Consider the following 20,141-nt stretch of genomic DNA (forward strand, 5'->3'; position numbering starts at 1 on the left):
GGGCTTGGTGGCGGAACGCGAGAGGCGCGCGGTCGTCACGGCGCACCGCATGATGCCTCCGAAGGACTGGCCCCCGGCACAGATCCCGCGGGGCGCTCTGGCGCGTGCGCAGGTCACTCCTTGTAGAACAGCTTGACCAGCTCGTCGTAGTTGCCGTCGCCCTGGGGGCTTTCGGCCATCAGCTCCTTCATCCGGTTCAGCGTGGTCGAACGGGCCGCGTCGATGTAGTTCTTCGCCGCGTCGCCCTCGAGCGCGATGACCTTCATGCCACCCTCTTCCAGCGCCTTGAAGTCCTCGTCGCGCTTGGCGCGCATCGCCATCACGCTGTCCTTCTCGTGCTGGATCGCCTGCTCGGTCAGGATCTTGCGGGACTCGTCCGAGAGCGAGTTCCACTTGTCGAGGTTCACGATCACGCCGAGATCGGTGGAGAAGAAGTTGGGCTCGATCCGGTAGTTCAGGAACTCGTTCCACTTCAGGTCGATCAGGCCGATCTGGGTCCAGCCCGTCGCGTCCACCACGCCGGTCTCGAGCCCGGAATAGACGTCGGTCGTCGGCAGGTCGATCACCTGGGCGCCGAGGTAGTCGGTGAAGAAGGCGTTGTAGACGGCGTTGCCGCGCAGCTTCAGGCCCGCGACGTCGAGGTTGCCCTCGGCGTCGAGCTTGGGCTCGTTCCGGGTCCAGAGGTTGTAGGTCACGCCCGAGTCGAACCAGCCGAGGTATTTCACCCCCATCTTCTCCTGGTGGATCCGGTCGATCAGGTCGAGGCCGCCGTTCTCCCGCGTCTCGATGGCGGTGAGGTTGGAGGTCACCAGCGCGTCCTTCTCGGGCAGCGCGCCGCCATAGAACGAGCCGGGGGTATAGACCATGTCGACGATGCCGTCGCGCACGGCGTCGGCCTGCTGGAACATGCCGATCGCCTCGGGGCCGCCGCGCACCTGGATCTCGACCACGCCCTTGCCGGCCTCGTTCACCTTGTCGACGAATTCGAGGAAGCTTTTCGTGTAGATCAGCGTCGCCGGAAAGGCGTGGACCGCCGTCAGCGTGTCCATGGACCACGCCGGCGCGGCGAGGGTCGTGGCCGCGAGGGCGGCGATCAAGGTCTTGTTCATCTGGTGTCTCCCTGGGTTGGTATGCTCCACGGTATTGTCCCGTGGTATTGCCTGGTGAAGGTTTCGATCTGTTGCAGGCGGCTGAGGGTCAGGTCGATGTCGTCCCAGCCGTTGACCAGCTTGTCGCGGGCGGCGGGGTCGAGGCGGAAGGGGCGACCGCCCACGGTGCAGGTTTCGAGGTCAACGGTCAGCGTGCCTTCGAGGGACGCGATGTCTTCGGGATCCATCGCGGCGGGCAGCAGGCCGTTGTTCACCGCGTTGGCCGCGAAGATGTCGCCGAAGGAGGGGGCGAGGACGGCGCGGATGCCGAAATCGGCCAGCGCATAGACCGCCGCCTCGCGCGAGGAGCCGCAGCCGAAGTTCCGGCCCGCGATCAGGATGGTCGCGCCGTTCAGCGTGTCGCGGTCGGGATGATCGTGCAGAAAGTATTTGCCATACCCTTCCGACCGCGGGGTGGACATGAAGCGGGCGGGAATCAGCTGGTCGGTATCCACGTTGTCGTACGGGAAGCGCAGGGCGGGGCCTTCGACGCGGGTCCAGCCGGTCATGTCCTGCCCTCCAGCATCGGGCGCACGTCCGTCAGGGCCCCGGCGACGGCGGCGGCGGCGGCCATGGCGGGGCTCATCAGGTGGGTACGGGCGCCCTGCCCCTGTCGGCCGCGGAAGTTCCGGTTGGTGGTCGAGGCGCAGCGCTTGCCCGCCTCCACCGTGTCGCCGTTCATCCCGACGCACATGGAGCAGCCGGAGGCGGCCCAAGTCAGGCCCGCGTCGGTGAAGATCTGCGCCAGACCCTCCTCCTCGGCCCGCTTCTTGACCGCGGCGGAGCCGGGAGAGACGAGGCCGGGCACCTTCGCGGTGCGGCCCGAGAGCACCGCGGCGGCGGCGCGCAGGTCCTCGATCCTGCCGTTGGTGCAGGAGCCGATGAAGACCTGATCGACCGGCGTTCCTGCCAGCGGCCTGCCGGGGGTCAGGCCCATGTACGCCAGCGCCTCGGCGGTGCGGTCGGTCCTCTCGGGCACGGTGCCGGTGATCGGCAGGGCGTCCTCGGGCGAGGTGCCCCAGGTGACGAGCGGGGCGATCTCGGCCGCGTCGATGCGGATGTCGCGGCTGAAACGGGCGTCGTCGTCCGAGGCGAGGGCGCGCCAGTCGTCACAGGCTTGTTCCCATGCCGCGCCTGCGGGGGCGAAGGGGCGGCCTTGGAGATAGGCGAAGGTGGTCTCGTCGGGGGCGACCATGCCTGAGCGGGCGCCGCCTTCGATCGAGAGGTTGCAGAGGGTCATACGGGCTTCCATCGACATGGCGCGGACGGCGGATCCCGCGTATTCCACCGCGTGGCCCTGCGCTCCGCCCGTGCCGAGCCTTGCGATCCAGCCGAGGGCGATGTCCTTCGCCGTGACTCCGGGGGCGAGGTCTCCGTCGACGGTCAGGCGCATGACCGGCGGGCGTTTCTGCCAGAGGGTCTGGGTGGCGAGGACATGGGCGACCTCGCTGGCGCCAATGCCGAAGGCGATGGCCCCGAAGGCGCCGTGGGTCGAGGTGTGGCTGTCGCCGCAGTTGATCGTCAGGCCCGGCAGGGTCAGGCCCTGTTCGGGGCCGATGACGTGGACGATGCCCTGCCGTGGGTCGTCGGGGCCGAAGCAGCGGATGCCGTGTTTCGCGCAGTTCTCCAGGAGGCCCGAGAGCATGCCGCGGATATTGTCGGGGACGGGGCCGGGGCGGGTCGGGGCGTAGTGGTCGGTGACGCCGAAGGTGAGGTCCGCGCGTTTGACCGGAAGGTTCCGCTCGGCCAGCTTGCGGAAGGCATGGTGGGAGCCTTCGTGGACGAGGTGCCGGTCGACGAAGATCAGCGACACGCCGTCGTCGCGGCGCAGGATCTCGTGCCGGTCCCAGACCTTGTCGAAGAGGGTGGTCATGGGTCGACCTCCACCCCGGACGAAAAGGTCATGGCGGCGGGACGACGTGGAACAGCGGAGATCGCATGCCCGGCGGCAACGCCGGGCAGCCCCCGACCGCCCCCACGGGCGGGGGCTTCTCCCCCGCCCGCGACCGGGGGCTGCCCTATGTGCGGAGCGGGCGCCAGCTTTTCGCGAGAGGCGAACCAACGATAAGAGATGTCCCGCCCGGCGGCACGCCGGGCATCGCCCGACCGCCCCCCCGGGCGGGCGATATCGCCCACCCGGCGGCCGGGCGATGCCCTTTCCGCGATGCTCCACCGCTGCGCCTGCCGGGGGTTCTGTCGGTTCATTCCGCCGCCCTCAGCGGCTTGGCGATCACCGGCTCCCAGTGCCGCGCCTCGCCCTTGCCGACGCGGGCCAGGGACATTTCGAGGCGGAACATGTCGGGGCGGTAGAGGGCGGAGAGGTATTCGCCCCCCGCCCCGTCCGCGTCCTGCACCACCCGGGTCAGCGACAGCAGCGCCGAGCCGGTGGCGACGCCCAGCGCCTCGGCCACGTCGGGGGCGGCGAGGGCGGCGGTCACGGACTGGTGCGCGCCGCCCAGCCGCACACCGCCGCGTTCGAGCAGGGCGAAGAGCGGCGTGGTGGCGAGGTCGGCCTCGGAATAGTTATTCGCGATAAGTTCCGGAACATGGGTCGTCAGGTGCGAGAAGGCCACGCCCTCGGCCGAGCGGACGCGCACGGCGGTCTGGACGCGGGCGCCGGGGGCAAGGCCCAGCCCCTCGGCCACGGGCCGGGGCGCGGGGCCGTAGGAGAAGGACAAGAGCCGCGCCGTGGTCTGGTGGCCCATGGCGACGATCTGCGGGATCAGCGTGGTCATGTCGGCGGCGATGGGCCCCGGCGCGCCGGGCTGCGCGCGCACCACGGACCCGGAGCCGCCGCGTTTCTCGATCAGGCCGTCGCGGGCCAGCGCGTCGAGCGCGCGACGCACGGTGACACGCGAGACGCCGTGCTGTTCGGCGAGGCGCTGTTCGCCCGGCAGCATCGCGCCCTCGGGCAGCAGGCCGCCCGCGATCTCGTCCCGGAGCAGCAGGTAGACCCGGCGGGATTTCCCGCCCTCGGGCATCTGCGGCTGGTCGTGATCGGCCATGGACCTCGCTCCTGTTGCTTGGCGAAGCATATCCGGCGATTTCCGGAAATCAATAATTTATGTTCACCCTGACATCGGTTGTTGATTTTTTCTGTCCCCCAAGCTGTATTGCAGATAATACAAGTGAAGGGAGCGCCATGGATCACGCAGCCCAGGACACGAGCGCCGCGCTCGTCCGCCGCTATCTCGACGCGATGGAGGCGCGGGACCTCGCCACGGCGAAAGGGTTCCTGGCCGAGGGGTTCACGATGCGCTTCCCCGGCACGGCGCCGATGACGACGCTGGAGGAACTCGTCGCCTGGTCGAAGCCGCGCTATCGCTTCGTAAGGAAGACTTACGACGGGTTCGACGATGCCAGGGTTGTGGTCTACTGCTACGGCACGCTCTCGGGCGAATGGCCCGACGGGACGGCGTTCGAGGGCATCCGCTTCATCGACCGGTTCGAGGTGGCGGAGGGCAAGCTGCAACGGCAGGACGTCTGGAACGACATCGCCGAGGTCAGGCCCCAATGACCGCTGCAAGCGACATCGACCCGATCACCCTGGCCGTGCTGGCCGGGCGGATGGAGCAGATCGCCGACGAGATGGACGCGACGCTGTTCCGCGCCGCCTTCAACCCGATCATCGCCGAGGCGCACGATGCCTCGCACGGGCTGTACCATGCCGAGACGGGCGAGACGCTGGTGCAGGGAAAGTCCGGGCTGCCGATCTTCGTCGGAGTCATGGCCTTCGCGGTGAAGGCGGTGATCGACAAGGCGGCGGCGCAGGGCGGTCCGCGGGACGGCGACGTGTGGGTGTTCAACGACGCCCATATCGGCGGCACGCACCTGTCGGACATGCGGCTGGTCCGGCCTTATTTCCGGGAGGGTGACCTGTTCTGCTGGCTGGCCTCGGTGGGGCACTGGCACGATGTGGGCGGCGCGGTGCCGGGGAACTACAACCCCGGCGCGACGGACGCCTTCGCCGAGGCCTTCGTGCTGCCGCCGGTGCGGCTGGTGCGGGAGGGCGAGTTGCAGCAGGACATCGTGGATATCCTTATGCGGAATACCCGTCTGCCGCAGTCGGCGATGGGCGATCTGAACGGGCAGCTCGGGGCGCTGGACCTTGGCGTGCGGCGGATGGACGAGTTGCTGGACGGCTATGGCGGCGAGGTGGTGTCGGCCGCCCTGTCCGCGCTTCAGGACCGGGCCGAGGCGCTGATGCGGGCGGAGGTCTCGGGGCTACCGGACGGGCGGTGGGAGGCCGAGGACTGGCTGGACAACGACGGGATCACCGACGAGGCGCTGCCGATCCGGGTGGCGCTGGAGATCGAGGGCGACCGGCTGCGGCTGGACTTCACGGGCACGTCGCCCCGGGTGGCGGGTCCGGTCAACATCGCCCTGCCGACGGCGGTGGCGACGGCCTATGTGGCGATCAAGCACATCTTCCCCGCCCTGCCCGCGAACTCCGGCGTGATGCGGCCGGTTGAGGTGGTGGTGCCCGAGGGATCATTGCTTTCCGCGCCGTTTCCGGCGCCGGTGGGGGGCTATACCGAGACGATCCTGCGGATGATCGACGTGATCTTTGCCGCGGCGGCCCATGCGGCGCCCGAACGGGTGGTGGCGAATGCCTATGGCACGATCAACGCGCTGTCGATTGCCGGGAAGCGGGACGACGGGTCGCCCTTCGTGATGTTCTCGTTCTACGGTGGCGGCCACGGCGGATCGGCGGAGAGCGACGGGCTGAACCATGGGAACGCGCCGATCTCGACCGCGACGATCCCGCCGATGGAGATCCTCGAAGCGGCCTATCCGGTGGTGTTCCGGCAATGGGCGCTGCGCCCCGACTCGGGCGGCGCCGGGACGCATCGCGGCGGGCTGGGCGCGGTCTACGAGATCGAGCTTCTGGCGGAGAAGGCCGAAGCGTTCCTGTTCGGCGAGCGGGGGCGGCATGCGCCGATGGGGGCCGCCGGAGGCGGTTCGGCGGCGCTGAACGTCTTCTCCTACGAGCAGGCGGACGGCTGGCACCATCCGCCGCTGGCCTCGAAGATGCGGGGGATCGCGCTCAGGAAAGGGCAGCGGGTCCGGCTGGAGACGCCGGGGGGCGGCGGCTATGGGCCCGCGTCCGGGCGCGACCGGGCGGCGGTGGCGCGGGACGTGGCGCAGGGGCTGGTCTCTCCGCAGGCGGCGGCGCGGGATTACGGCTGGGAGGACGGGCGATGAGCGTGCTGGCGGGGGTCGACGTCGGCGGGACGTTCACCGACATCTTCGTGCTGGCCGAGGACGGGACGGCCAGGATCGCCAAGGTGCCGACAACGCGGCCCGACCAGGCGGGGGGCTTCCTCGCCGGGCTCGGGGTGCACATCCCCGACCTGTCGGACATCGCCGTGGTGGTGCATGGCACGACCGCCGGGACCAACGCGCTGCTGGAGCGGAAGGGCGCGAAGATCGGGGTCATCACCACCGCAGGTCTGCGCGACGTGCTGGAGATGCGGCGGCGCGACCGGCCGCGCACCTGGGGGCTGCGGGGGGATTTCACCCCCGTGGCGGACCGGGAGATGCGGCTGGAAGTGCCGGAGCGGACGCTGGCGGACGGCACCGTGATGGTGCCGGTGGATCTGGACGCCGTGCGCGATGCGGCGGCGCAGTTGCAGGCGGCGGGCTGTGCGGCGGTGGCGGTGCTGTTCGCCCATGCCTATGCCAATCCGGAGAACGAGCGGCTGGCGGTGGAGGCGGTGCGCGAGGTCTGGGGCAACCCCCATGTCGCCGCGTCTTCGGAGATCCTGCCGGAGATCCGGGAGTTCGAGCGGTTCTCGACCACGGCGCTGAACGCCTACCTGCAACCCGAGGTGTCGGGGTACCTGGAGCGGCTGGAGACGGCCTTGATCCATGGCGGGTTCGACGGCGAGTTCATGATCGTGCAGAGCAACGGCGGAGTGATGGACGTGGGCACGGCGCGGCGGCTGCCGGTCAGGACCGCGCTTTCGGGTCCGGCGGCGGGGGTGATCGCGGCGGGATACATCGCCGAGACGGCGGGGTTCCCGGATGTCATCACCGGCGACGTGGGCGGGACGAGTTTCGACGTGGCGCTGATTGCCGGGGGGCAGTCGATGCTGGCGGCGCAGACCTCCATCGACTTCGGCATGGTGATCCGCACGCCGATGATCGAGATCGCGACCATCGGGGCCGGGGGCGGATCCATCGCCTGGGTCGACAGGGGGGGCCTTCTGAACATCGGACCCGAGAGTGCCGGGTCGGACCCGGGGCCTGTCGCCTATGGGCGGGGGAACGACCGGCCCACGGTGACGGATGCCAACGTGGTGCTGGGGCGGATCGACCCCGAGAGCCCCATCGGTGGTCTCGGCGGGATGGACGTGGCGGCCGCGCGGCGGGCCATCGACGCGAATGTGGGCCGGCCGCTGGGACTTGGCACCGAGGCGGCGGCGGAGGCGATCCTGCGAGTCGCCAATTCGCGCATGGCCGGGGCGATCCGGCTGGTGTCGGTCGAGCGGGGGTTCGACCCGAAGCGGTTCGCCTTCATGCCGTTCGGCGGCGGCGGTGCGCTCCATGCCGGGGCGATGTTGCGGGAGGCCGGGATCGGGCGGGCTTTGGTGCCGCGCTATCCCGGCGTGACCTCGGCCATGGGCTGCGTCATCGCCGACATGCGGCAGGACTTCGTGCAGACGGTGAACGCGACCGTGGCCGAGGTGGATTGCGCCGCGCTGCAGGGGCTGATGCAGGAGCATGTCGAAGCCGGGATGGCGATGCTGGCCGCCGCGAAATCGCGGTTCGAGGCAGAGGAGGCGGTGTTCGAGCTGGACATGGCCTATGCCGGGCAGACCCATACGGTTGCGGTGCCGCTGCCGGTCTCCGTCCTCGGCGGCCGCGTCGAGATGCCGACGCGCGAGGGGATCGCGGCGGCCTTCGACACCGCCTATCGCGCGGCCTATGGCCGGGTGCTGGAGACGGGGGTGCGCCGGGTCATCAACCTGCGCTCCTCGGTGATCGGGCGGCGGCCGAAGTTCGACCTGGCGACGCTCGCGCCGACCACCACGGGCGCGCCGGTGGTGAAGGCGACGCGACAGGTGCATTTCGCCGACGCCTGGCACGAAACGGCGATCTACGACCGCCTGACCCTGCCGGTGGGCAGCGTCATCGCGGGCCCGGCGATCCTGGAACAGCCCGACACGACGATCCTGATCGAACCCTGGCTGCAAGGCACCGTCGACGCCTTCGGCAACGTCATCCTGGAGGAAAAGCCATGAGCCACGGCGCCCTCGACCCGGCCAAGACGGCCGTCCTGACCATCGACCTGCAGAACGATTTCCTGCACCCCGAAGGCGCTTATGGCCGCGCCGGGCAGGGCTCGGCCTCCATCGCCGCCCTGCCCGCCCGCGTCGCGCCGGTGGTGGCGGCGCTGCGGGACAAGGGGGGCACCTATGTCTCGGCGCAGTTCACGCTGGTGCCGGGGCCCGGGGGGAAACCGCTGATCTCGCCGCACCTGAAGGCGCTTCGGCCGTTCCTGACCAAGGGCGATTTCGCGCCCGGCGCCTTCGGGCATCAACTGGTCGATGCGCTGGCGCCTGCGGATTACACGGTCGAGAAGGTGGCCTATTCCGCGTTCTACCAGACGCGGCTGGAGTACATCCTTCGGGCACTGAAGATCGACACGCTGATCGTCGGCGGGATCGTGACGAACGGCGGCGTCGCCTCGACGGTGCGGGACGCGCACCTCAGAGACATCCGCACGGTGCTGCTGTCGGACGGCTGCGCGGCGTTCAGGTCGGAGGTTCACGACGCGACGCTGGTCTCGCTCGGCTCCGTCACCGAGGTCGTCACCTGCGAAGCTGCCGTGGCGATGATCGGGGCGGCGTCGTGAGCCTGCGCGCCCGCCTCGCCCGCCCCGAGATCCTCGTCGCGCCCGGCGTCTACGACGGGCTGACCGCAGGCCTCGCCGCCGCCGCCGGATTCGAGGCGCTGTACCTCTCGGGCGCGGCGGTCGCCTATACCCGTCTCGGCCGCCCCGACATCGGCCTGACGACGATGAGCGAGATGGCCGACACGCTGGCGCTGATCCGCGACCGGGTGGACCTGCCGGTGGTGATCGACGCCGACACCGGCTTCGGCAATGCGCTGAACGCCCAGCGCACCATGCGCGTCTACGAACGCGCGGGGGCGAACGCGCTGCAGGTCGAGGACCAGACATACCCGAAGCGCTGCGGCCACCTCGCCGACAAGTCGCTGATCCCGAAGGCCGAGATGGCGGGTAAGATCGCCGCCATGGCCGAGGCGCGCGCCTCGGACGAGACGCTGATCGTGGCACGCACCGATGCCATCGCGGTCGAGGGGTTCTCGGCCGCCGTGGACCGGGCGGGCGCCTACATCGAGGCCGGGGCGGACGTGCTGTTCATCGAGGCGCCACGGACGGGGGACGAGCTGGCGCGCGTCGCAGCCGAGTTCCGCGGTCGGATACCGCTGCTCGCCAACATGGTCGAGGGCGGCGCGACCCCGGTGCAGGGGGCCGCGGACCTTGAGGCCCTTGGCTTCTCGCTGGTGATCTTCCCGGGCGGCATCGTGCGGGCGCTGGCGCGCGTCGCGCAGGAGTACTACGGCAGCCTGAAGGCGCACGGGTCGAACCGACCCTTCGCCGAGCGGATGTTCGATTTCGCCGGGCTGAACCGGGTGATCGGCACCGAGGAGATGCTGGCGGAGGGGCGGCGCTTCGAGGGCAAGCCGTGAGCGCCACCGTCGCGCCCCCTCCTTCCTCCTTCCCGGTGACGGTGGAAACGCTGATCGTCGGCGCCGGGGCCTGCGGGCTGATCGCGGCGCTGACCGCCCACGAGGCCGGGCAGGAGGTGCTGGTGGTCGAGCGCGACGCGGTGCCCTCGGGCTCCACCGCGCTGTCTGCGGGGCTGATCCCGGCGGCCGGGACCCGGGTGCAGAAGGCGGCAGGGATCGAGGACACGGCGGCGCTGTTCGCGGCGGACATCCAGAGGAAGGCAAAGGGCGAGAACGATCCTCGGCTGGTGGACCTGCTGGCGGGCGGCGCGGCGGAGGCGGTCGACTGGCTCTGTGACCGTCACGGGCTGCCCTTCTCCGTCGTCGACGATTTCGACTACCCGGGCCATTCGCGGCGGCGGATGCACGGGCTGCCGACGCGCTCGGGGCGGGAGCTGGTGGATGCGCTCAGGGCCGCCTGCGAGGCGGAAGGGATCGACATCCTCTGCGGCGCGGCGGTGGACCGGCTCTTTGCCGAGGGACGGGAGGTGCGCGGCGTGTCGCTGCTGCGCGGCGACCTGCGCGAGGAGATCGGCTGCGCCCGGCTGATCCTCGCCTGCAACGGCTTCGGCGGCAACCGCGCCCGCGTGGCGGCACACATGCCCGGGATCGCCGGGGCGCTGTGGTTCGGCCACGACGGCAACCGCGGCGAGGCGCTGGACTGGGGCGAGGCGATGGGGGCCGAGGTCCGCCACCTCGGCGCCTACCAGGGCCACGGGAACGTGGCGCATCCCCACGGGATCCTCATCACCTGGGCCGTCATCACCGGCGGCGGCATCCAGGTGAACCGGGACGGGCAGCGGTTCTGGGACGAATCGCAAGGATACTCCGAGGCGGCGCGCGCCGTGCTGGCCCAGCCCGGCGGTGCGGCGGTCACGGTGTTCGACGCCCGCCTCGCCGCGATCGCCCGCCAATTCGCCGACTTCCGCGCGGCCGAGGCGGCGGGCGCGGTGAAGACGGAGGACACGCTGGAGGGCGTGGCCGCGGCCTTCGCGCTACCCGCCGACGCGCTGGCGGAAGAGGTCGCGGCCTGCCACGCGGGGCCGGACCGCTTCGGACGCCGCTTCGATACCCCGCCGCTGGCCCCGCCCTATTGCGGCGTGCGGGTGACCGGGGCCCTGTTCCACACCCAGGGCGGGCTGGTGGTGGACGGTCGGGCCCGCGTCATGGGGCAGGACGGCAGCGCCTTCCCGAACCTCCACGCTGCGGGGGGCGCGGCCTGCGGCGTCTCCGGAGCGGGCGACTCAAGCTACCTGTCGGGCAACGGGCTGCTTGCGGCGGCGGTGCTGGGCAGGATCGCCGGGCGGGGCTGACCCCCGGCGGCCGTGCTGCCTTCGGGCCGTGCGGGGGGCTGTCTGCCCCCCATTGCCTTCGGCAATTCCCCCCGAGGATATTTCGAAAGCAAAGATGGGAAGACCGCACCCCCCATCTTTGCTTTCCCAAATATCCCCGCCGGAGGCAACGGCGCGCAGCGCCGTATGTTGCGGCCTCAGCCTGCGACCGGGTCGATCGGGCCGAGCTTCAGGTCGAGTTCCTGCTCGATCCGGTGCGCGATCCGCAACAGCTGCGCCTCGGCGTGGGGGCGGGCGATGAGCTGCAGGCCGACGGGCAGGCCGTCGACGAGGGCCACGGGCAGGACCAGGGCCGGAAGTCCGAGGGTGGTGGCGAGGAAGGAGAACTTCAGCCAGTCGACGTAGTCCTTCACCGGCGTGTCGCCGACGCGGGACGGGTACTCGTCCTCCACCGGCCCCGGCATCAGGCCGACCGACGGTGCGGCGAGGACGTCGTACTGCGCGAAGGCGGCGGCGACGCGGTTGTAGACCGCGGTGCGGGCGATCTGCGCATCATAGACCTGCTGGATGTCGAGGGTCTGGCCCAGGGCGATGTTCTCCTTCAGCGTCGTCTTGAACCGCGACTGGATCTCCTGCGGCAGGCGGCCCGGGCCCGCCGCCCAGACCATGGCGCGGAAGGTGATGTAGGCCTGTTCGAGGCCGGAGAGGTCGGGGAAGGTCTCGTCGGTGCCGAAGGCCGGGGAGAGGCGGGCGAGGGCCCCGGCCAGCGCGCCCTCCATGATCGTGTCGCAGGGGGCGAAGCCGCCCATGGTCGGACTGAAGGCGATGCGCACCGGGCCTGGCTCCTTCAGCACGGCCTTTGCATAGGCGGTCGCGGGCGCGGTGCGGGAGAGCGGCCAGGCAAGGTCTTCCCCCGCCATGGCGTCGAGGAACAGGGCGCAGTCGCGCACGTTGCGCGCCATCGGGCCCTGCACCGACATGGTGTTGAAGAGGTTCGTGGCCGAAGCCCCGCCCGCCACCCCGGGCGAGCAGCGCAGGCCCACGACGCCGCAATAGGCCGCGGGCGTGCGCAGCGAGCCGGCGAGGTCGCTGCCGTGGGCCAGCCAGACCTGCCCCGAAGCGAGCGCCGCCGCCGCCCCGCCCGAGGAGCCGCCGGCGTTCCTCGCGGTGTTCCAGGGATTGCGGGTCATGCCGAAGACCGCGTTGAAGGTGTTTCCGCCCGCGCCCATCTCGGGCGTGTTGGTCTTGCCGATGACGATGCCGCCCCGCCCCTCCAGCCGCTCGACCAGCGGGTCCGAGGCCGGGGGGACGAAATCGGCGAAACCCGGCGTGCCGAAAGTGGTGCGCACGCCCCTGACCGGCGTCAGGTCCTTGATCGCGAGCGGCAACCCGTGCAGCGGCGCGCCCTGCGGTGTCGCGGCCGCCGCCCGCGCCCGGTCGGCGCAGAGGATCGGCATGGCGTTCACCGCGCCGTCCACGGCCGCGTGGCGGGCCGCGGCGGCCTCCACCAGTTCCGCGGGCGAGACCTTGCGCGCGGCGAGGAGGGCGACGGCCTCGGTGGCGTCGAGGGCGCAGAGGTCGGGTCCGCTAAAGGGGGGCATGGGCGAGGTCCTTTGGGCCGGGGTCAGAGGGCGAGTGCAGCAGATGCGCGGATCGGGGGCAAGGGGCCCTGCGGCACGGAACAGCGCGCGTTTCGGCGCGCTGGCGCGCGATCGGAGGTGCCCGCCGCGCGCGCGGGAAATCTCCGGGCGCGCCGGACGCCGCGCGTGGGGCGCGCCCGCGCACGGCGGACTTGATCTCGGCCGCGGGCCGTGCCCTTACAAAGGGCACAACCTTCCAGCCGGGGTCCATGTCCTTGTCCAACGCCATTCCGACCGACGACCTGCGCGATGCCGCGCGGGAGATCTTCCTGGCCGCCGTCGCCGCCGCCGATCCGGCCCGTGCCGTGTCGGCGGCGCTGGACGATCGTCCGCTGCCCCGTCCCGGTCCCGGCGGACTCACCCGGCTGGTCGCCATCGGCAAGGCGGCGCCCGCGATGATGGCGGCGGCACTGGCCCGCGTCGACGGTCCCCGTGAAGCGCTCTGCATCACCCACAAGGGCAACGGCGCCCCCTGCCCCGGCGCGCGCCTGCTGCACGCGGGCCATCCGGTGCCCGACGCCGACGGGCTGGCCGCGGGCCGGGCCGTGCTGGACCTGCTCGCCCCGGCGACGGCCGAGGACCGGGTGGTCGCCCTGATCTCGGGCGGCGGCTCGGCCCTGGTGCCCGCCCCGGCCGAGGGGCTGACGCTGGAGGACAAGATCGCGCTGAACCGGGCGCTCCTGTCCAGCGGGCTCGACATCGTGGCGATGAACCTGATCCGCCAGCAGGTGTCGCGGCTGAAGGGGGGCGGGCTGCTGCGGGTCGCGGCCCCCGCGCCGGTCAGCGCCCTGATCCTGTCGGACGTGATCGGCGACGATCTGCGCGCCATCGCCAGCGGGCCCACGGTCTCCCCGCTCGGCACCCGGGAAGAGGCGGCGGCGCTGCTGAAGGGGGCCGGGATCTGGGCGGACGTGCCCGAGGCGGTGCGGGCGCACCTGGACAGGCCCGCACCTGGCGTGCCGGAGATCGAGGCGGACAACCGGATGGTCGGCTCGAACGGGCAGAGCCTCGCGGCCGCGCGGCTGGCGGCTGAGGCGGCGGGTTTCGCGGCGCGGATCGTCTCGGACCGGTTGGTCGGCGACGTGGCCGAGGCGGCCGAAGCGCTTCATGCCGCAGCCGCCGCCCTGCCTGCCGGCGCACCGCCCACCGCCCTCCTCTGGGGCGGCGAGACGACGGTGCGGCTGCGCGGCAAGGGCATGGGCGGGCGCAACCAGGAACTGGCCCTGCGGCTGGCCCGCCGGGCGGCGGAGGCGCCGATTGCGCGCGTCTGGGCCGGCCTCAGCGGCGGCACCGACGGGCGGGACGGCCCGACCGAGGCCGCGGGCGGGATCGTGGATCAGGGCAGCTGGGCGCGGATCGGCGCGGCCGGGGGCGATGCGGCGGCACTCTTGGCGGACAACGACAGCCACGCGGCGCTGGGCCTTTCGGGCGACCTTCTGGTGACGGGGGCCACCGGCACCAACGTTGCCGACATCCAGGTGCTGCTGTCGCGACCCGCGCCCGCCTGACGGCGACGCGGCGGCGCCCCGGCCAGTCCGAGCCTGCCCGAGCCGGTCTCAGCCGGCCATGCCGTAGTGTTCGACGATCGTTGCCATGTCCTCGGGCGCCATGGCGATGCCGAGGCTGGTGCAGGCGTTCGGCACATGCCGGAACACGGAGCCGTCCGAGAAGAAGGTCGACGAGGTGACCGGGATGATCTTCGTGTCCGGATAGCGGTACGAGGCGAAATCGGCCACGGCCAGGGCCGAGCCGTCGCGCATTGAGAGGTTCAGGATCAGCACCTCCCACGCGCCGCTCTGCAGGGCCCGGATCGCGGCATCCTGGCAGGCGACCACCGTGACGGACGCACCCCTGGCGCGCAGGCAGGATGCCCAGAGATCGGTCAGCTTCGGCACATCGCCGACGATCAGGATCTTCATCTCGGAGACTTTCCTGCGGGACGGGCACCGGGACCGCGGCAGATTCGGCTGTTGCAAGGGTGCCCCAGTCCGGCAACCGGGTCAATTCTACACAAATCCATGCGGGCCCTGACAGGCGATCGCGGCAACAATCCGCTTGCATCTTCAGGGGGCACAATGGTTTGTCCGGGCCACCGGGAACGGCCCGGGGGAACGTCAGAGGCTGCGATGACCACCTGGATCACCGTCTGCGATACCTGCCGATTCGGCGAGCAGGGCGATCGGCCGGAGGCGCCGCGCGACGGCGCACGGCTGGCCGCGCTGGTCGAGGCCGAGGCCGAGACGCGGGAGGGCGTGCGCACCCGGCGCACCTCCTGCCTGATGGGCTGCACCCACGGCTGCAACGTCGCGGTCCAGGCGGCGGGGAAGATCGCCTATACCCTCGGCCGGTTCGCGCCCGAGGCCGACGCGGCGGCGGCGATCGCCGATTATGCGGCGCTCCATGCGGCCTCGGAGACGGGCCAGGTGCCCTATCGCAGCTGGCCGCAGGGGGTGAAGGGCCACTTCGTCACCCGCCACCCGCCGCTGCCCGACGCCGAATGACAGGCGCGGCGCGGGATCACGGCGGAGGCGTGGACGCCGCGGTGGCCCGGTGGGGGGGCTCCCGCGCCGACTGGCTGGATCTCTCGACCGGGATCAACCCGCGGCCCTGGCCCCGTCCCGCCCTGCCCGAGACGGCCTGGACCGCCCTGCCCGACCGCGGCGCGTCCGCGGCGCTCGAGGCGGCGGCGCGGCGGTTCTGGGCGGTTCCCGAGGGGGCGGCGGTGCTGGCGGGTCCGGGCGCCTCGGCCCTCATCGCGCAGCTGCCGTTCTGCCTTGACGGGCGCGCGGTGCGGATCCGGCCGGACACCTACAACGAACACGCCGCCGCCTTTCGCGCCGCGGGCTGGGAGGTGACGGAAGGCACGGCACCCGTGCGGCTGGAAGTCAGCCCGAACAACCCGACCGGGGAGTTCTGGGAGGGACCGGACAGGCCGCCGGGGATGCTGGTCGTCGACGAATCCTTCTGCGACACGGACCCGGCCCGCAGCCTCATCGGCCGCGCGGGTCCGGGCACGGTGATCCTGAAGAGCTTCGGCAAGTTCTGGGGCCTGGCGGGGCTGCGGCTGGGCTTCGCGATCGGCGACCCGGCGGTGCTGGAACGGCTGGCGGGCCGGCTCGGGCCCTGGGCGGTCTCGGGGCCTGCGCTGGCGCTCGGCACCGCGGCGCTGGAGGATGTGGGCTGGGCGGCGGCCGAACGCCTTGCCTTGCGCGACCGGGCGGCGCGGCTCGATGCGCTGCTGGCCACGGCAGGACTCGCGGCGGGGGGCGACTGTCCGCTGTTCCGCCTCTGCCGCACGCCCGATGTGGGGCTGTGGCACGACGCCCTGGCGCGGCGGCACATCCTGACGCGGGAGTTTCCCTATGCGCCGGACTGGCTGCGGCTCGGCCTGCCCCCGGACGACGGGTGGACAAGGCTCGAAGCCGCCCTCGCCGAGGCCGGGGCGGAGGTTCACGGGACGGCAAACGGGACGGCGGGCGGGGCGACGGCGCAGCCGAGCGCCGCACGGCGGACCGGCCCGCAGTCCCGCACATGATCCTGCCCGCGGCCCTGATCCTCGACGCCGCCCTCGGCGAACCGGAGTGGCTGTGGTCGCGCCTGCCGCACCCGGCGGTCCTGATGGGACGAGCGGTGGGCTGGTGTGACGTCACGCTGAACCGCGGGGGCCACCGGCGCGTGAAGGGGGTGGTCGCGCTGGCGCTCCTCGTCGCGTTCGCGCTCCTTGCCGCGGGACTGGTCGCCGCGATTCCCCTCGGCCCCCTGCCCGAGATCGTGGCGGCGGCGATCCTGCTCGCGCAGCGCTCGCTCTGCGACCACGTCCGCGCCGTGGCCGTGGGGCTGCGCCGTGGCCTGCCCGAGGGGCGGCGGGCGGTGGCGATGATCGTCAGCCGCGACACCGCCGCCATGGACGCCGCCGCCGTCGCGCGCAGCGCCATCGAGTCGGGCTCCGAGAACCTGTCGGACGGCGTGATCGCCCCCGCCTTCTGGTTCCTGGTCGCGGGGCTGCCGGGGATGCTGGTCTACAAGATGGTGAACACGGCCGATTCGATGATCGGTTACCGCACGCCGCGCCACGAGGCCTTCGGCTGGGCCGCCGCGCGCACCGACGACCTCCTGAACCTGGTTCCCGCCCGTCTGACCGCGGTGCTGATCGCCCTGACCGCCGGCCGCCTGCGCGACCTGCCCGCGATCCGGGCCGACGCCGCGCTGCACCGTTCGCCCAATGCCGGATGGCCCGAGGCGGCCATGGCCCGCGCGCTCGACGTGGCGCTGGCGGGGCCGCGGAGTTACGACGGCACGATGCGCGACTTCCCCTTCGTGCACCCCTCGGGCCGCCGCGACCCCGGCGCGGCGGAGATCGGGGCCTGCGTGCGCCGGCTGTGGCGCGCCTGGGCCGCGCTCCTGGTGCTCGCGCTGGCGGCAGCGGTTGCCTAGCGGGCCGCGGGTGCTAGCGTCTGTGGCAAAACGCCCCTGCCCGAAGGACCGCCCATGCGCCTGCCCCTGCTGCTGCCCGCCCTCGCCGCCGCCCTCCTGCCCCTCGCCGCCGCGGCGCAGACCGACGTGCCCTGCGGCGGCGATTTCCGCGGCTTCATCGCAGGGCTGAAGGACGAGGCGATCGCCGCGGGCCACGACCCCGCCAAGGTCGATGCCTTCTTCGCGGGGGTCTCGCAGGATCAGCGGACACTGAAGGCCGACAACGCCCAAGGCGTGTTCCAGCTGCCGTTCATCGAGTTCTCGCGCCGGGTCATCAGCCAGAACCGGATCGACAACGGCCGCGCCAACCTGAAGAAATACGGCGCCGTTTTCGACCGGATCGCGGCGGAGTACGGCGTCAGCCCCGGCGTGCTGCTGGCCTTCTGGGCGCTGGAAACCGACTATGGCGCGGTGCAGGGGGACTTCAACACAGTGAACTCCCTCGTCACCCTCGCCCATGACTGCCGCCGCCCCGACCTGTTCCGCCCGCAGGTGCTGGCCGCGCTGACCCTCTTCGAACGCGGCGCGCTGGACCCCCGCACCACGACCGGCGCCTGGGCCGGGGAGATCGGCATGGTCCAGATGCTGCCCGAGGACATCCTGGAGAACGGCGTCGATGCCGACGGCGACGGGGTGGTGAGCCTGAAGACGAGCGTGCCCGACGCCCTGACCTCGGGCGCGGCGATGCTCAGGAGCCTCGGCTGGCGCGCGGGGGAGCCCTGGCTGCACGAGGTCACGCTGCCCGAAGGCTTCGACTGGGCCGAGACGGGGCTGAACCACCGCAAGACCGTGGCGGAGTGGCAGGCCGAGGGCGTGACCCCGCGCAACGGGCCGCTCGGCGACGGCGGCCTGACGGCGGCGATCCTGCTGCCGCAGGGGCGCAAGGGACCCGCCTTCCTGGCCTATCCGAACTTCGACGTCTTCTTCGAGTGGAACAAGAGCTTCGTCTACGTCACCACCGCCGCCTATTTCGCCACCCGGCTGGAAGGCGCGCAGGTCTACGCGGCGGGGAACCCCGATCCGGGGCTCGACGGGCCGCAGATGCTGCGCCTGCAGGAGAAGCTGGTGGCGAAGGGATACGACGTGGGCGGGATCGACGGCATCCTCGGCGAGAAGACCCGCGAAGCGGTGCAGACCGAGCAGGAGCGCCTGGGCCTGCCCGCCGACGCCTGGCCCACGCCCGCCCTGCTGGACACGCTCTGAGGCGGGGCGGCGGTGGCGGCGCTCAGAGGCCGAGCGCTTGCTCCCACTCGGCGATCCGGTCCCGCCACGCGCCCAGCACGGCAACGAAATTGCTCCGCGAGATGCCGTCGTTGCGCATCAGGACGTCCATCTGCATCCGGGGATTGCCCTCGTCGTTCAGGAAGGCGCGGATGAGCTGGCACCGTGACCGGACCTTTCATCCCGCGGTCGGAGCCTGCGCCCCCTGCCTTCGGTCCGAACGCCCCACACGGCGGGAACCGCCCCGCCTCGCCGGGCCTTTTTCCCCCGATCCCCGTGGAAAGGACATCCGATGACCCCGCCCCTCCTGCGCCTCGCCCCTCTTCTGCTGCTCGCCGCCCCGTTGCAGGCGCAGGAGGTCGCGCCGGACACGCCGTTCCTCAGCCCGCGTCCGGCCGAGGAGGCGGGCCCCGGCGATCCCTTCCGATTCTCCGACCTGCAGGGGCACCTTGTCCACGCCGCGCCGACGCCGCCGGCCGAGGGGGAACGGGGGCTGCCGGAGGATGCGATCAAGCTCGGCACGATCAGCGACGTGATGATCGGCGCCGACGGTCGGGTGAAGGGGGTGCTGCTGGAAATCGGCGGGCTGTTTGGCATCGGCGCCCGCACGGTGGCGCTGCCGATGGATCGGCTGATCTTCCTGAAGAACGCCGAGGATCCGGAGAAGGTCGACATCCTCGTGGTCGCCGGGCGGATCGCGATCGAGAACGCGCCGTCCTTCGATCCCGAGGAAGACCCGGACCAGCCCGCGCCGACGCCGGACTGACCCGCCTCAGGCCACCAGCGCCTCGGCCCGCTTGAGGTCGACCGAGACCAGCTGGCTGACCCCCTGCTCGCCCATGGTGACGCCGAACAGGCGGTCCATCCGGGCCATGGTGACGGCGTGGTGGGTGATGATCAGGAACCGCGTCTCGGTCTGGCGGCACATCTCGTCCAGAAGGTCGCAGAACCGCGTCACGTTGGCATCGTCCAGCGGCGCGTCCACCTCGTCGAGCACGCAGATCGGCGCGGGGTTGGCGAGGAACACCGCGAAGATCAGCGCCATCGCCGTCAGCGTCTGCTCGCCCCCCGAGAGCAGCGAGAGGGTCGAAAGCTTCTTGCCCGGCGGCTGGCACATGATCTCGAGTCCCGCGTCCAGCGGGTCCTCGGATTCCACCAGCTCCAGCTTCGCCTCGCCGCCGTTGAAGAGGTGGGTGAAGAGCATGGAGAAGTTGGCGTTCACCTGCTCGAACGCTGTCAGCAACCGCTCGCGCCCCTCGCGGTTCAGCCCGGCGATGCCGGTGCGCAGGGTGCGGATCGCGGCCTCCAGGTCCGCCTTCTCGCGGATCAGCAGGTCATGCTCCTCCTGCACCGATCTCGCGTCCTCCTCGGCGCGCAGGTTCACGGCGCCGAGCGAATCGCGCTGGCGCTTGAGGCGGGCGACCTCGGCCTCGATCTCCTCGGCCGGGGGCATCCGGTCAGGGTCGGCGTCGAGCGTGTCGAGCAGCTTCTGCGGGGTGACGTCCAGCGCCTCCTCGATCCGCTCCTCGGCCTGGGCCACGGCCTCGCGGGCGGCCTCGCTGCGGGCCTCGGCGGCGGCGCGGGCCTCGCGGCTGTCGCCCGCCGCG

18 protein-coding genes and 1 pseudogene are annotated in these 20,141 nt (G+C 71.8%); 12 read left to right on the forward strand and 7 right to left on the reverse strand.

The genetic code is table 11. The features are described from left to right. Nucleotides 1–113: 113 nt before the first annotated feature. The 4 genes from dctP to A7B20_RS07265 form a co-directional block, all read right to left on the reverse strand. Nucleotides 114–1,109: a TRAP transporter substrate-binding protein DctP gene (dctP, locus tag A7B20_RS07250; protein WP_102107894.1), complete on the reverse strand. Its 996-nt coding sequence runs from the start codon at nt 1,107–1,109 to the stop codon at nt 114–116. Next, nucleotides 1,106–1,657 carry a 3-isopropylmalate dehydratase small subunit gene (locus A7B20_RS07255; protein ID WP_102107895.1) on the reverse strand — a complete coding sequence of 184 codons (552 nt, stop codon included), beginning with the start codon at nt 1,655–1,657 and terminating at the stop codon, nt 1,106–1,108. The genes dctP and A7B20_RS07255 overlap by 4 nt, the downstream gene beginning before the upstream one ends. Continuing rightward, nucleotides 1,654–3,021 (reverse strand): 3-isopropylmalate dehydratase large subunit, encoded by a 1,368-nt coding sequence (gene leuC / locus A7B20_RS07260; RefSeq protein ID WP_102107896.1) that lies wholly within the window; start codon nt 3,019–3,021, stop codon nt 1,654–1,656. The genes A7B20_RS07255 and leuC overlap by 4 nt, the downstream gene beginning before the upstream one ends. A gap of 328 nt (nt 3,022–3,349) precedes the next feature. Beyond that, a complete protein-coding gene (locus tag A7B20_RS07265; RefSeq protein WP_102107897.1) occupies nt 3,350–4,153 on the reverse strand; it encodes a GntR family transcriptional regulator in 804 nt (267 codons plus the stop codon). A gap of 137 nt (nt 4,154–4,290) precedes the next feature. Here A7B20_RS07265 and A7B20_RS07270 point away from each other — a divergent pair, with 137 nt between their 5' ends. From A7B20_RS07270 to A7B20_RS07295, 6 genes are read left to right on the forward strand one after another with little or no spacing between them, the layout of a single operon-like run. Further along, on the forward strand, nt 4,291–4,665 hold the full coding sequence (locus A7B20_RS07270; protein WP_342747231.1) for a nuclear transport factor 2 family protein: 375 nt from the start codon (nt 4,291–4,293) through the stop codon (nt 4,663–4,665). Beyond that, the gene (locus tag A7B20_RS07275; RefSeq protein WP_102107899.1) at nt 4,662–6,353 is read left to right on the forward strand and encodes a hydantoinase B/oxoprolinase family protein; all 1,692 of its coding nucleotides are present in this window, start codon (nt 4,662–4,664) and stop codon (nt 6,351–6,353) included. The genes A7B20_RS07270 and A7B20_RS07275 overlap by 4 nt, the downstream gene beginning before the upstream one ends. Next, complete coding sequence (locus A7B20_RS07280) at nt 6,350–8,395, forward strand: hydantoinase/oxoprolinase family protein (protein WP_102107900.1); 2,046 nt, start codon at nt 6,350–6,352, stop codon at nt 8,393–8,395. The genes A7B20_RS07275 and A7B20_RS07280 overlap by 4 nt, the downstream gene beginning before the upstream one ends. Continuing rightward, nucleotides 8,392–9,009, forward strand: coding sequence for a cysteine hydrolase family protein (locus tag A7B20_RS07285; RefSeq protein WP_102107901.1), 618 nt, complete (start codon nt 8,392–8,394; stop codon nt 9,007–9,009). Before A7B20_RS07280 ends, A7B20_RS07285 begins: the two co-directional genes overlap by 4 nt. Beyond that, nucleotides 9,006–9,869: an isocitrate lyase/PEP mutase family protein gene (locus A7B20_RS07290; RefSeq protein ID WP_102107902.1), complete on the forward strand. Its 864-nt coding sequence runs from the start codon at nt 9,006–9,008 to the stop codon at nt 9,867–9,869. The genes A7B20_RS07285 and A7B20_RS07290 overlap by 4 nt, the downstream gene beginning before the upstream one ends. Continuing rightward, nucleotides 9,866–11,221, forward strand: a complete 1,356-nt coding sequence (locus A7B20_RS07295) for an FAD-dependent oxidoreductase (protein WP_102107903.1) — start codon at nt 9,866–9,868, stop codon at nt 11,219–11,221. Before A7B20_RS07290 ends, A7B20_RS07295 begins: the two co-directional genes overlap by 4 nt. A gap of 176 nt (nt 11,222–11,397) precedes the next feature. Here A7B20_RS07295 and A7B20_RS07300 read toward each other — a convergent pair whose 3' ends face one another. Continuing rightward, entirely contained in the window at nt 11,398–12,801 is a 1,404-nt protein-coding gene (locus tag A7B20_RS07300; RefSeq protein ID WP_102107904.1) for an amidase, read from the reverse strand. Between the two features lie 248 nt (nt 12,802–13,049). Between A7B20_RS07300 and A7B20_RS07305 the strand changes: the two genes are divergently transcribed. Continuing rightward, on the forward strand, nt 13,050–14,348 hold the full coding sequence (locus tag A7B20_RS07305; RefSeq protein WP_102107905.1) for a glycerate kinase type-2 family protein: 1,299 nt from the start codon (nt 13,050–13,052) through the stop codon (nt 14,346–14,348). A 48-nt stretch (nt 14,349–14,396) separates the two neighbouring features. On the opposite strand, the gene A7B20_RS07310 is transcribed toward A7B20_RS07305, so the two are convergent. Beyond that, the gene (locus A7B20_RS07310) at nt 14,397–14,759 is read right to left on the reverse strand and encodes a response regulator (protein ID WP_102107906.1); all 363 of its coding nucleotides are present in this window, start codon (nt 14,757–14,759) and stop codon (nt 14,397–14,399) included. A gap of 207 nt (nt 14,760–14,966) precedes the next feature. Between A7B20_RS07310 and A7B20_RS07315 the strand changes: the two genes are divergently transcribed. The 5 genes from A7B20_RS07315 to A7B20_RS07335 all read left to right on the forward strand — a co-directional run bounded on the left by A7B20_RS07315 (nt 14,967) and on the right by A7B20_RS07335 (nt 19,300). After that, nucleotides 14,967–15,341, forward strand: coding sequence for a DUF1636 family protein (locus A7B20_RS07315; RefSeq protein ID WP_102107907.1), 375 nt, complete (start codon nt 14,967–14,969; stop codon nt 15,339–15,341). Beyond that, nucleotides 15,338–16,375 (forward strand): aminotransferase class I/II-fold pyridoxal phosphate-dependent enzyme, encoded by a 1,038-nt coding sequence (locus A7B20_RS07320; protein WP_102107908.1) that lies wholly within the window; start codon nt 15,338–15,340, stop codon nt 16,373–16,375. The genes A7B20_RS07315 and A7B20_RS07320 overlap by 4 nt, the downstream gene beginning before the upstream one ends. Continuing rightward, nucleotides 16,372–17,274 carry an adenosylcobinamide-phosphate synthase CbiB gene (gene cbiB, locus A7B20_RS07325; RefSeq protein WP_102107909.1) on the forward strand — a complete coding sequence of 301 codons (903 nt, stop codon included), beginning with the start codon at nt 16,372–16,374 and terminating at the stop codon, nt 17,272–17,274. The genes A7B20_RS07320 and cbiB overlap by 4 nt, the downstream gene beginning before the upstream one ends. Nucleotides 17,275–17,328: 54 nt before the next feature. Beyond that, nucleotides 17,329–18,516, forward strand: a complete 1,188-nt coding sequence (locus tag A7B20_RS07330) for a lytic murein transglycosylase (RefSeq protein WP_102107910.1) — start codon at nt 17,329–17,331, stop codon at nt 18,514–18,516. 310 nt (nt 18,517–18,826) lie between these two features. After that, the gene (locus tag A7B20_RS07335) at nt 18,827–19,300 is read left to right on the forward strand and encodes a PRC-barrel domain-containing protein (protein ID WP_102107911.1); all 474 of its coding nucleotides are present in this window, start codon (nt 18,827–18,829) and stop codon (nt 19,298–19,300) included. A 6-nt stretch (nt 19,301–19,306) separates the two neighbouring features. On the opposite strand, the pseudogene A7B20_RS07340 reads toward A7B20_RS07335, so the two are convergent. Continuing rightward, nucleotides 19,307–20,141, reverse strand: a pseudogene (locus A7B20_RS07340) (chromosome segregation protein SMC); the annotation flags it as partial.

This window comes from Oceaniglobus roseus, assembly GCF_002869745.1.
Lineage (GTDB): Bacteria > Pseudomonadota > Alphaproteobacteria > Rhodobacterales > Rhodobacteraceae > Oceaniglobus > Oceaniglobus roseus.